The 12,776-nt window shown below is 44.3% G+C and carries 9 protein-coding genes; all 9 read right to left on the reverse strand.

Annotated elements, in window-relative coordinates:
• Window positions 1–100 precede the first annotated feature (100 nt).
• Window positions 101–1,585, reverse strand: coding sequence for a response regulator transcription factor (locus A5877_RS03560; RefSeq protein WP_008378952.1), 1,485 nt, complete (start codon window positions 1,583–1,585; stop codon window positions 101–103).
• Window positions 1,578–3,326 (reverse strand): sensor histidine kinase, encoded by a 1,749-nt coding sequence (locus A5877_RS03565; RefSeq protein ID WP_086316392.1) that lies wholly within the window; start codon window positions 3,324–3,326, stop codon window positions 1,578–1,580. Before A5877_RS03565 ends, A5877_RS03560 begins: the two co-directional genes overlap by 8 nt.
• Window positions 3,319–3,939, reverse strand: coding sequence for a DUF624 domain-containing protein (locus tag A5877_RS03570; protein WP_008378954.1), 621 nt, complete (start codon window positions 3,937–3,939; stop codon window positions 3,319–3,321). Before A5877_RS03570 ends, A5877_RS03565 begins: the two co-directional genes overlap by 8 nt.
• 273 nt (window positions 3,940–4,212) lie before the next feature.
• Window positions 4,213–5,682: an ABC transporter substrate-binding protein gene (locus tag A5877_RS03575; protein WP_016613578.1), complete on the reverse strand. Its 1,470-nt coding sequence runs from the start codon at window positions 5,680–5,682 to the stop codon at window positions 4,213–4,215.
• A 27-nt stretch (window positions 5,683–5,709) separates the two neighbouring features.
• The gene (locus A5877_RS03580; protein ID WP_005225516.1) at window positions 5,710–6,630 is read right to left on the reverse strand and encodes a carbohydrate ABC transporter permease; all 921 of its coding nucleotides are present in this window, start codon (window positions 6,628–6,630) and stop codon (window positions 5,710–5,712) included.
• A 13-nt stretch (window positions 6,631–6,643) separates the two neighbouring features.
• The gene (locus A5877_RS03585; RefSeq protein ID WP_086294872.1) at window positions 6,644–7,525 is read right to left on the reverse strand and encodes a sugar ABC transporter permease; all 882 of its coding nucleotides are present in this window, start codon (window positions 7,523–7,525) and stop codon (window positions 6,644–6,646) included.
• 240 nt (window positions 7,526–7,765) lie between these two features.
• Window positions 7,766–9,157: a glycoside hydrolase family 1 protein gene (locus tag A5877_RS03590; RefSeq protein WP_016613579.1), complete on the reverse strand. Its 1,392-nt coding sequence runs from the start codon at window positions 9,155–9,157 to the stop codon at window positions 7,766–7,768.
• Window positions 9,150–10,025 carry an ROK family protein gene (locus A5877_RS03595; RefSeq protein ID WP_016613580.1) on the reverse strand — a complete coding sequence of 292 codons (876 nt, stop codon included), beginning with the start codon at window positions 10,023–10,025 and terminating at the stop codon, window positions 9,150–9,152. The genes A5877_RS03590 and A5877_RS03595 overlap by 8 nt, the downstream gene beginning before the upstream one ends.
• Before the next feature lie 3 nt (window positions 10,026–10,028).
• Window positions 10,029–12,707 (reverse strand): alpha-mannosidase, encoded by a 2,679-nt coding sequence (locus A5877_RS03600; RefSeq protein ID WP_016613581.1) that lies wholly within the window; start codon window positions 12,705–12,707, stop codon window positions 10,029–10,031.
• Window positions 12,708–12,776: the final 69 nt, after the last annotated feature.

Below are 12,776 nucleotides of genomic sequence, written 5' to 3' on the forward strand. Positions count from 1 at the left end.
CGCTCTCTTCTTTATTTTTCCTCTCTTAGTTTACCGTGAAAGCGTCACAATTACTATCATTTAATCACAAAAACCGGATTTTTTTTGAAGAAATCTAAATTCAATCAAGGGATTCATAATGCTGTTCATAGGTATCGCGAAACTCTTTGGGGGTCAAACCATTCAATTTCTTAAACATTTTGGAAAAATAGTTGGTATTGTTGTAACCAATGCGATCCCCGATCTCACTGATCGTGGCTTTCGAATGAAGCAGCAGCTGTTGGGCTTGCTTGATGCGCACCAGATTGACATACTGATTAAAGCTCATTTCCGTTTCTTTCTTAAAGAGCTGCCCCAAATAAACAACACTAACGTGCAGTTCTTCTGCCGCTGATTTGACCGTCAAATCATGGGTATAACCTTCTTCAATCAGCTGGATCGTCTTTTGAACGATCTCTGAATAACGTTTTTGCGGCGGTTGTGATTTAGCCAGCTCCAGCACATCATCAAAGAGTTGCCGCAAATCTGCCAATGTATTGGACTCGCGGATTCGTGCTAAAATCTGCTCATGGTTTTCTTGGGAAAGCACCGGCAGTTGCCGATAAATATCATTGAACAATAAAAAAGAAACATAACGAACATGCTCAGGGTCTGCTTGGGTTTGTTCCAAAATAGCGAACATTTTATCTAGCTCATGTTGGATTGTTTTAACATCCCCGATGGTCAGCGCTTTGTTAAAAGATAGAAACGGTAGTTCTTCGTTTCGCTCTAATATATCCACGTGGATCGTCTGTTCTTGTAAAAACAGATCTGGATAGAAGGCTTGCAGCGATTGAACCTGCTTGATTTTCTCATAGGCTTTATACAAATTCTCCCACTCGTTGATGGTTTCGCTCATGATCAACTGCCAGTCTTTACTATTAAGTTGCTGGGCTAATGCTTTTAAGTCAGCGTTGATTTGCTGTCTTGGTCCGGCTGCGGTAATGATCACTTGGTTTTCATCTAATCGCCCTGGTAAGATCAATGGCTGATCGTGTTGCTGAAAAAACGTCGTGATTTTTTGTAAGATCTCGGCAGTCCCATTGAACTGCAAAACGGTAAAGGGGGCTGCTAGCGGCACCCTCTGTTGCGCCAGCAAATGGAGGTACTCGCTTTCGTTCAATTCATCATTCAACCAAAGCAGCAGGCTTGATTCTTGATAAAGTTCTTTTTCTGCCAACAGTTTTTGCTGCTCCTCTAACTCAGCTGCAATCGCTTGAACACTGCTACGCAGTTCTTCTTTGTTAACAGGTTTGACTAGATAATTACGCACACCTAACGCCATGCCTTGTTTGACAAAGGCAAACTCTTGATAACCAGATAGAATGATCGAAAAAAATCGATTCCCAAACGCTTGCGCTTGGCGGATCATATCGATGCCGTTCATTTCTGGCATCCGAATATCCGTGATCAGCAAATCAACGGAATGTTCTTGTAGATACTCGAGGGCCTCACTAGCACTTTTCGCTGTATGCACCACCTCAAAGCCCAGCTCTTGCCAAGGCAAGATCATTTGCAGCCCTTGCAAGATCATATATTCATCATCAACGAACATTGCTTTATACATCTGCCTCATGCCCCCTTTGCAAATTGTTTTCATCTAGACGGATCTTGACCGTAAACCCAGCGGCTGCTTGAGACGTAACGTCCATTTGATAAGCGCCATTGAACATGCCCCGCAACCGTTCGTGAACATTTTTGATCCCGATTGAGGTTTGGGCTCCGATCTCCTGATTTTGCAATTCTTCATGAATCATCCCTAACTGCTGCGGATCTGCGCCTTTGCCGTTGTCTTTGACTTCAATCACGATTTGACCGGCTTCTTTATAAGATTTGATACTGATGGCGTTATCATTGCGCTGATAATCGATGCCGTGAACAAAATAGTTTTCGACAAGTGGCTGCAGTGTGAACTTCGGCAATTCCAACTGTTCTAATGCCGGATCGATGGTTACATGATAGGCGATCTTATCTGGGTAGCGCATCTGAAACAAGTAGACATATTTTTCACAAAAATCGATTTCTTCTTTTAAGGTCTTCGTCTTTTCTTGCGTCGTGTTGTTCCGTAATAGGGCCGAAAAAGCATAGACGACATCCGCCAGCTCTTCTTGGTTGCGGCTCAAGGCATACATTCGAATGTATTCTAACGTGTTATACAGAAAATGCGGATTGATCTGGGCTTGCAATGCCCGCATGTCGGCATCCCGTTGTTTGATCTCCAGTGTGTAAATATCTTTGATGTACTCGTTGATACTGTAAGTCATTTGATTAATGGCTTCTGCGATTTCTTTCAGTTCTTGTTGGACATTGGCGGTATCGATCCGTTTGTCAAAATTCCCTTGGCTGACTTCTTTCGTCGCATAGACGATCTGCTCTACTTGCGATGTATAGCGCTTAAAGGTGCGATGAAGCACCCATAGGACCAATAATAGAATCCCAATCCCAAAACTAAAGATCCAAATGGCGCTGGAAAAAATATCCCGCCAAATCACCCTTTTTGACAACAAAACCAGGGACACTTCTCCGCTGACAGTGGTTTGTTTTTTGATATAAAAGTCTTTCGAAAGAGTGTCGTGAATGGTTCCGTGAGCAACCGCCTGATCAATTTTGGCTAAAGTTTCCTTGCTGAGGTTCGTGGCATCCTTGTACAGCCGCTGACCATTTGAGGTATACAAAAAACTGTTGATTCCATGAATTTGGTTGTCTTCTTGTCGATTGGCTAAAACATCGTCTGAACGAAAGATCACGTAGACTTGGCCTAAGGGCTGGGCATAATTACTTGGTTGGGCGATCGAACGAACAAAAAACAGACGATTTTTTAAATCAATCTGTTTGCCGCTGTGTTTTTCTCCGTAAGGTGTATCCGGCGTTGCCACTAGTGTCTCATTGCTTTCATCCAATTGAATGATGATCTCTTCGATACTAGGATGATTACGAATCAAACGATAGAGAATATTGGGCAAGTATACACTCTGTCCCGTCTGGCGAAAAATATCATTACTATAGGAAAAATAATCTGGCAATGAAAGCTGCAAATAGTTGCGTAATGATTCAAAGGCGGTATCTGAACTAGTAAATTCGCCAAGTACCGTTGAAACAACGGTATTTTGATCTTGCACGTAAGCATCCAGCTGCAAGCTTGTGCTCTCCACTAAACGTTCACTCGTAGTAAAACGATCCGCTCCGGTATAAGCGGTCAGGACCAACATAATAATGATGGAGATGATCACCAAGAGTACACTGTACAGCTGCATCAACTGATTGATCAAAAAATCGTGTTTGAACAAACGAAAACGCCACTTAGTCATGTGCCAAATCCCGATCAATGACGTTTTTTTCCTGACTGATCGCCACATGGCACCATAAAATCAGTAAGCTGAAGGTTCCAAAGAGCAAGAGCCCTTTCATCATCCAAGTAAAAACTAGAATACTAGCGATCCCAACCAGCAATTTTAGAAAGGTCGCCATATGAAGAAACAGACACACAAAGGACAATTTCAGGTTATTCCACAAGGATATCTCATAAGACGTGTCAAAAACCACACTTAACAGGTACAGTAAAACACTCAATCCACTGACAACAACTAAAACAAAAGAGATCATCAACCAAATCAAGCCTTGGATCTGGGTAGCTAAATACAGGTTATACACTAAGAACCCTGTCAGTAGGAAGAACAGATAAAACTGCTTATTGGCCTTGACAAAGACGTTGCGCCAAATGCGCCATGCGCTACGAAAACTTTGATTCTCATAATTTAGTCCATCTTCGTGGATCAAAGCACTGATGGTATGAAACGCTGGACCAATCCCTAAGATTCCCCCACCGGCAAGCGTCAATACGACAAAAAACAAATTCAACTTCACGATCGCCCAAATCAAGCGAAAGCCCTTGACCAACCCGCTATTTGCTGTTTCTTCCATTTAAAATTCCTCCCTTATTTGTTCCCTACCGAAAATGTAGCATGATTTCAGCTTCCTACTCAAGCTACCTGAGAATCTTTTAATGCTATGTACGTTTTAGATGCAACATGCTTGCTGTTTGAACGTTAAAAACAAAAGTAACGTTTTTATCAAAGATTTTGCTATTTACTTTAAAAGAAAAAGCAGCCAAAAGCTAGACGTGGGAACCATTGGTCCTGATGCGTTTAGCCTCCGGCTTGCTTGATCTATTGATTTATGAGAACCACCTGTTACTTATTCTTGGCTTGCGCGGTACTCATCAAATTGTTTTTGCATTTCATCGCGGACCTTCTCCCAGCCAGCGGTTTTTAATTCTTCGTTTAGTTTCGGAACATTTTCTTCTGGATCGATCGTTCCGGTTGCTAAACTTGCTTTGTAACGGTTCATGACATTGGCGATATTCGTGATTTCTGTTTTCACATTATCAGTCTTGAAGTTGAACCCTAAGATTGGTGATGCTTCCGCGTTAGCAATGTTTTCATCACGCTCTTTGATCATATCGTCTGTGATGGATTCTTGTGTGTAAAGGATCATGTTGTTCCCAGTGTTCCAAGCAGCCATCCGGGTATTTGGCAAGTAGCCATCAAGGAGACGGATTTTGTTGTCTTGGCCTTCGATTTTTTCCCATGCTTCACCTTCGACACCCCAAACCAATCCATTCAACAATTCAGGATCGCTGTTCAACAAGCCCAACACTTCCACTGCTTTTTCTTTGTTTTTCGAAACATTCGCTACGACAAAGTTTGCCATTTGCGCTTGTCCGGTTGATTTTAATTGTTTCGTGATTGGACGTGAAACCAATTCATGACCTGCGGCATTGCTTAAGATCGTATCACCGTAATCCATTGGTCCTTGGGTTTCTTCACGCATGAACCATGTGTTGCCTTCTAATGGGTAACCAGTTGTATTGGTGGCTGCATCGGTTGGGATCAAGCCTTCGTTGTACCATTTGTGCATCAATTTCAAGTTTTCCATTTGTTCATCATCTTCGTATTGATTGATGATCTTCGTTGTATCGCCATCCAATTTGACAGCAAATGGGTAATCTTTCCCAATCACATAATCATAGTTTCCAGAAACATTAAAGGTTTGTCCGATCGCAAACGGTGCGATGTTTGGTTCTTCTTCTTTGAACTTCTTCAACACGTCTTCGGCATCTGCATAAGATTCGATCCCGCTGATATCCAAATCATATTTGTCTAAATATTGTTTATTGAAGGTCAAGACTTGTTGGGCATAAATATTGCCGTTGACTGGAAAGGCATATAATTTTCCGTCGATCGTATTGCCTTTGATATAAGATTCGTCTAATTGATCATACGCTTCTTTGGCATATTTTGGTGCTAACTCCGTCAAATCTGCATACGCGCCTTTTTGCGCATTGGCAACATAGTTTGAGGCAAAAGAAATATCGTAGTTTTCACCCGATGAAATGATGGTGCTCATTTTTTGATCCCAGTCTCCCCAGCCGATGTACTGCAGATCGATGCGAGCGTTGGTTTTTTCTTCAATGCGTTTATTAGCGATCTCCATTAATTGATCAAAGTTTTCTGGCTTGTCCCCGACTTGATACATCAATAAAGTCGTTACGCCGTCTGCATTGTTCTCTGAATCGGATGTTGCGCCGTTCGACCCACAGGCAGCCATTCCCAAAGTTGCCGCTGCGGCCATCCCAGCAAAAGCTGTTTTTTTCCACAAATTCATTTTTGTTTCCTCCCTATACTCATTTGATTATTCTTTGACGCCACCAATTGTCAGACCACCGACAAAATACCGTTGGAAGAATGGATAGGTGATCGCAATCGGTAAGGTTGCAACAACAACGATTGCCATGCGAGCAGTTTCGCTTGGCAAAGCGGCCAAACCACCTTGGATCTGGGCAGCCATACCAGAGCTTTTGGCTAGATAGTCCAAGTTACTTTGAATCCGCATCAAAAGTGCTTGTAACGGCACTAAAGAGTCTTTTTGAATATACAACAATGCATTGAACCAGTCGTTCCAATAGCCAAGAGCGGCAAATAGACTGATCGTTGCGATCCCTGGAACCGCTAAGGGCAACACGATGGACAGAAAAATCTTCATTTCGCTGGCACCGTCGATGCGCGCAGATTCTATAATACTATCTGGTACCGTCTTTTTAAAGAAGGTCCGCATAACAAGGATATTAAAAGGCCCTAAGGCAAGGGGTAAAATCAACGCCCAAATCGTGTCTTTCAATTGGATCAAGTTGACCATCACTAAGTAATTGGCAACCATCCCTGGCGCAAACAACATGGTGATCAAAGCAAAGATCGTAAAGAACCGACGGAATGGAAAATTTGAGCGAGAGATGACATAGGCATATAGTGAAGTCATCGTTGCATTGACGAAGGTACCAAAAACAGTGATAAAAATAGATACGCCAAATGCTTGGAAAATTTTGCTGCTCATTTGTCCGCTAAACAGGTAGGTATATGCTGCGAACGAAAATTCTTGTGGCCAAAAGCGATAGCCGTTTTCTGCCAAAGAGGTTTCACTGGTCAATGAGATCGCGATCACAAAGAGAAACGGCAAGACACAGGAAATCGCGAACAGACCGATCACGATATTAAAAATCAGGTTGACCGTTGGGTTAAAGGAGCGGATCTCGACTTTCGTTACTTTTTTCTTCATTTATCCATCCTCCTTAGAATAATGCTGAATCTGGTTCTAGTTTACGAACAACCAAATTCGCTGTTAGTAATAATAATGCCCCAACCACTGATTGATAAAGGCCGGCAGCTGCGGTCATCCCGAAGTCGCCTGTGGCAGTCAGTCCATTATAAATGTACGTATCTAAAACGGAGGTGACTTGGTACAACGCCCCAGAGTTTCGTGGGACTTGATAGAAAAGTCCGAAGTCGGCACGGAAGATCCCACCGATGTTCAAAATCAACAAGACGGAAATCATTGGAATCAGTTGTGGCAACGTCACATTTTTAATCTGCTGCCATTTGCTGGCGCCATCGACCATCGCGGCTTCGTAATACGTTTGATCGATCCCGACCACTGACGCATAATAGATGATGCTGTTGTAGCCTAAGCTCTTCCAGACATTCATAAAGACGAAAATAAACGGCCACCATTTCGGATCAGCATACCAGTTGATTCCTTCACCGCCCATACCCGTGATCCATTGGTTGATGATCCCTTTGTCTGGACTCAAAAAGGCATAGACAAAGTACGAAATAACCACCCAAGAAAGGAAGTACGGCAACAGTGACATCGTGTGATAAACTTTTACCAAACGCTTATTGCGTAGCTCACTCATTATAATGGCAAAGGCAATCGCAAAGAATAGGTTGAATGCTAAAAATACGATATTGTAGAGTAACGTATTTCTAGTAATCAGCCAAGCATCATTGGATGCAAATAAAAATTTAAAGTTATCAAAGCCGACCCACGGGCTTTGTTTCAAACTGGCAAAAAAGCCGTCTGGTGAAATGTGGAAATCTTTGAACGCCACCACATTTGCGAATACAGGTATATAGAAAAAAAAGATAAACCAGACAACACCTGGCAAAGCCATCAATATTAACGCTTTGTATTGCCAGACATTCCTCCAAAACCCCTTTTTCTTCACATCTCATCATCTCCTTCATGCTACTAGAATAACGCTTTCATCCCTAAAAAATAAGGAACAAACTAAAGATAAAATGAAACAAATTAAAGGTCTTTGTTTATATTTTGTTTTTATTCTCTAAAAACCAAAAAAACGTCCTACCTTTTGCAAGATAGGACGCTTCATTGAGTTGTTTTTTACAAAGGATCAATCGACAAAGCCGTTTTGCTGAATCACTTCGCGGAACCACTCACCTGACTTTTTGATGGTGCGTTTTTGGGTAGCCAAATCAACGGCAATAAACCCGTAACGATTTTTGAATTCATTCAGCCAAGACCAATTATCCATGCAAGTCCACATGTGATACCCGCGGCACCGGCTGCCTTCTTGGATTGCTTGGTGAACATACCGCAAATGATCTTTGATAAAGGTGATGCGGTACTCATCTTGGATCTGACCGCTGGCATCGATAAAGCGTGTTTCATCTTCGACTCCCATGCCGTTTTCTGAAATATAACAAGGGATATTGCCGTAGTTGTCTCGTAGGTTGATCAAGGTATCATAAATGCCTCGTTCATAAATTTCCCAGCCTCGATGGGGATTGATTTTCTTTTCTGGCCAATCATAAACATCGAAGTAATCTTCTGGCATTGGAGTGTCCGCTGTTTTGGCAGAACGCTTTTGCTGCACCCGCCGCGGCTGATAATAGTTGACCCCCAAGAGATCGACCGTGTTTTCTTTAATGATCTGCAAATCTTCTGCTCTGGTTTCTGGCATGATCGCCAACTCGTTTAAGACAGTGATCAATTCTTCCGGAAAGGTGCCTTTGACCGCTGGATCTAAGAAGGAACGGTTGAAAAAGGCATCTGCCAGTTGCGCCGCTTGGCCATCTTTTTCATCATTCGGATCTTTCGGATAGGTCGGTGTCAAATTCAAGATGATGCCGATTTCGCCTGATTGCTGAGACTGACGGAAGCGTTGGATCGCTAAAGCGCTGGCGAGTGCTTCATGGTAGCCGACTTGCACCGCATGTGCCAAGTTGATTTCTGCTGGGTAATGCTGTTGATACAAATACCCCATCTCCACTGGCACAATCGGTTCATTTTGCGTGAACCAATGACGGACTTGATCACCGAACAACTCAAAACACAAAGCGGCATAATCTGCAAATGCTGTGACAGTCTCGCGATTGAGCCAGCCGCCTTCTTTTTGCAGTGCCATCGGCATATCAAAATGATACAAATTGATGAAAGGCTCGATGCCATTTTCGATCAAAGTGGCGAAGTACTCGCGATAAAACGCCACCGCTTGTTGATTGACCGCTCCTCTTCCTTCTGGCAGCAAGCGACTCCACTGGATCGAGGTTCGAAAAGAATTAAAGCCGATCTCTTTCATCAATGCTACATCTTCTGGGTAACGCTGCAGCAGCTGGACGGTATCTTTGGGTCCCCGTTTTTGATAAAAGCGTTCTGGTTCCGTTGCGTACCAATAGTCCCAAATCGAATCGCCTTTGCCATCATCGGCCGTTCGTCCTTCAGTTTGCGGACCGCTGGCAGCGGCTCCCCACCAAAAATCTTTAGGAAAATGCAGGTTAGTCATGGGCAGTCACCTGCTCTTTGCCTGACAAGAGACAGCCGATAATGCCACTTTTGTTCGGCAAGCCCCAAGTGACGATGTAGTCTTCCACTGGTGGTGTCTCCATATAGCCTGCCATTTGTTTCAGGAAGGCTTGTTGGATTTGAGCGAGTAAATGCGGCTGATTCATGACCCCACCGCCTAAAATGATTATCTCAGGTGCTAAAGTTAACGTGATATTGACCAGCGCTTGCCCTAGATAAAAGGCCTGCAACCCCCAAATCTCGTGCGCTTGCGGCAAGTCTTGTCCTTTGATCCCCGTACGTCCTTCCAAAGAAGGCCCTGCGGCTAATCCTTCCAAACAGTCGCCGTGATACGGGCATGTACCAGCATACATATCTTCACTGTGGCGTTTGACATAGGTATGACCGATTTCTGGATGACCGATCCCTTCGAAAATCTTTCCTTCACGAACGACCCCGGCGCCAATGCCGGTCCCTACCGTCAAATAGACACAGCTGTCTTTGCCTTGTGCCGCTCCTTGGCGTAATTCTCCATAAGCGGCAGCATTGACATCTGTTGTCCAAGCAAATGCTGTCTCTGGGTAGCGCTTCTTCAACGCACCGAGAAAATCGAACTGCTGCCAGCCCTGTTTCGGCGTTGCTAGTATGTGGCCATAGGTCGCTTGGGTTGGATCGATCCCGATCGGACCAAAGGAACCTACCCCTAATGACACGAGATCGTAGGGATCGAAAAAGGCAAAGATCGCCGCTAACGTTTCCTCTGGCGTTGTCGTTGGGATCGACTCTTGGGCGATGATCGTCAGCTGTTCATCGGCAACGGCACAAATCATTTTTGTGCCGCCGGCTTCAATTCCTCCGTAAACCATCATTTCTCACTCCTTTACTCCAATGGTTCGAATTTCATATGGATGTAATTGCTCATTGACGGACGATGCTTGTTCTTCCTCTAATAGGTTCAACAGACAGAGTGTCGCCTGCTCTTTTTGCACATGAAAGGCAGTGGCTTGATCCGCCAAATTATAGCCCCGCAAAACGATCTGCTGGTCTTGGCGATTGCGTTTTAAGGCGGTGATAGCTACCGTCGTTCCATGAGCTTCCATGTATTGGTTGCTGCTGGCTAGCTTGCCTTGATGCTTGTCGGTCTGGCTTGCCGTCCAAGGAACTTGGGCAGCTTGTGCTTGGCGATACGTTTCATAACGTTCTTCAGGAGCCCCATGACAGGCTACGCCATATTCAAAGGTGTGGCTGCCTAAGCATTGCGCTTCTGGTGTTGGGAAGTAGCCCCAATCGCCTAGCTCTCCCGTACAGCGCAACAAGGTCAAGCAGATCTGATCCTTCACGATTTCATATTCGTTCAAACCAAAATTAGAAACCGTCATGCCGCCTGTTTCATCATGCAAGTTGACAAAGGCGTGTTGATGCTGCGGATTCGTTGGGTTTTCCCAATGACTGGAAACCTGATTCGGCCGTTTTACGACTTCATAAATGCTGTCAGCTTCATGGAAATCCGTGATAATCCCTGTTGGGAATAAAACCCGCAGTCGGTGATCTTTGCTTTGGTTGTTGACGGTGGTTTTAAATGCCAGGCGGTTGCTGGTTCGTTCTAAGCGAATCTCCGTCTCGATCTTGAAAGCAACCAATTCTTGACTCCGCTGTGCTTTACGGAAACGGAAATCGACGACAGCTTTTTGTTCTTCTAACAAACGGTCATCTGCTGAAACAGGAATCTGTAATTCTTGTGTCAGTCGCACAATTCCCACCAGCGGATCGTTTTGTTCGATCGTCACCTGATGCGGAAATTGCGTCGATAAGATTGCTTGATCCCCTTCTGGTTGTTTGAAGATGTACTCATTGGCGATATCCCCCACATCCTCGAAAACCAGTAAATTGCGATACGTTTTTTGGGTTGCTTTGTCTGTAATCGTCAAGCTGCCGTTTTCAGTAATGACGGCTTCCAAATGTGCGTTGGCAAGTTTACGCCCTCCTTCTGAAACGATCGGTGCGCTCTCTACTGGCGTAGCGGCTTTTTCCACTAGGGCAAAGGTCTGCCATGAAAATTCCGGCAACTGGTTTGCTTCTACTTGAACCGTGACAAAGCGTTTCATGAAAGGAATCCGAAAGGCATCTTTAGGCAATTCATAGTCAAAAAGGACCTCTTCTTCACTGATGATCGCAGCAACAGGTTTCCCCTGTTCATCGATCACCGAATAAGAACCTTTTGGCTTCGCCAATAATTCGTGGTAAAGCTTGCTTGGCAATCCTTCACGGAATGTTTTACGCTCAAGTTCGATCACGACTTCCACTAAACCAGAACGGGTGCTGCCAGTGGTGTTGAAGACCACAAAGGGACGACTCTCCTCAGGAAACCTGCTCGTGTCGATGGCGGCTACTAAATTGCGTAACGCTTCATCTGCCACGAACTTACCAATTTCATTGGCTTTTTCAAACCGCGGCATCATTTCTCGGTGTACTTCGTCCACTGAACAGCCGCAGATACTGTCGTGAGGATGATTTTGCATCAGTGTTTTCCACGCATGATCCAACATATCGTGAGGATAGCTGCCGCTTGCTTCATAAGCCATAGTTGCTAATGGTTCAGCGACATTTTCTAATTGGCGGGAAACCTTTGTATTCCATTGTTTCAGATAGACTCGGGAAGAGGCGGTATTGGCTAGAGTATACCAACCATCGGTTTCTTGACTGGTCAATTCACCTGTGACAGTTCCTAGGTCATCTGGCAGATCTGCTTGCACCGCTTCAAGGTATTCGGTAAAGCTGGCGTGTTTGAATTCATACTCTGGGAAAAGCTCGTTAGCTGTACGAATCGCTGCCGAAATGTCTTTTTGGACAGGTTGATGATCGACCCCATTCATCATTAAGTAATGATTGGTGGCACCAAATTTCTCTACATCTTGCAGTTTTTGTGTCCAAAAAGCTTTGGCTTCTGCTTTATCCACTGGAATCTCATTGCCATTGGAGTACCAGTTGGCAAAAAGTAGACCAAAGATTTGACTGCCATCTGGACCTTCCCAATGCATTTCAGAATATTGGGAAGTAAATTGATCATCGGGTAAAACTTCGTTGTCAAAGCCGATTGGTTTGACGCCACGTCCAAATGCAGCACTTTCAAGATTGGCTTGCAGCATCATTTGCGGGGTTTGCCCCATATTGCCGAAAGTATCTGGGAAATACCCCAACATAACAGGGGTGCCCCACTTTTTGCTTTCTGCCATTCCAATCAGCATATTACGGGTGTTTGATTCAGCACTTATCAAAAAGTCATCTTGCAAAATATAAAACGGACCGATCTGTAATTTTCCTTGTTTGATGGCCGCTTTGACCGCTTCGCGTTTTTCAGGTCGCACTTCTAAATAGTCATCCAAGATAATCGTCTGCCCATCTAGATGGAAGCTGTGGAACTCAGGGTCATTTTCAATTAACTCTAAAAGATCATCCATCAATTCAACTAGCCGCATGTGATGCTGTTCGTAAGGCATGTACCATTCCCGATCCCAGTGGCTGTGAGAGATGATATAAACTTGTTTCTTCATTGATTTTTACTCCTCGCTGTTTGCGTCGTTGGACTGCTTTTTGTGTCACTCGAACGGTCGTGGGTCGTG

This window comes from Enterococcus sp. 3C7_DIV0644 (assembly GCF_002141235.1).
Lineage (GTDB): Bacteria > Bacillota > Bacilli > Lactobacillales > Enterococcaceae > Enterococcus_D > Enterococcus_D entomosocium.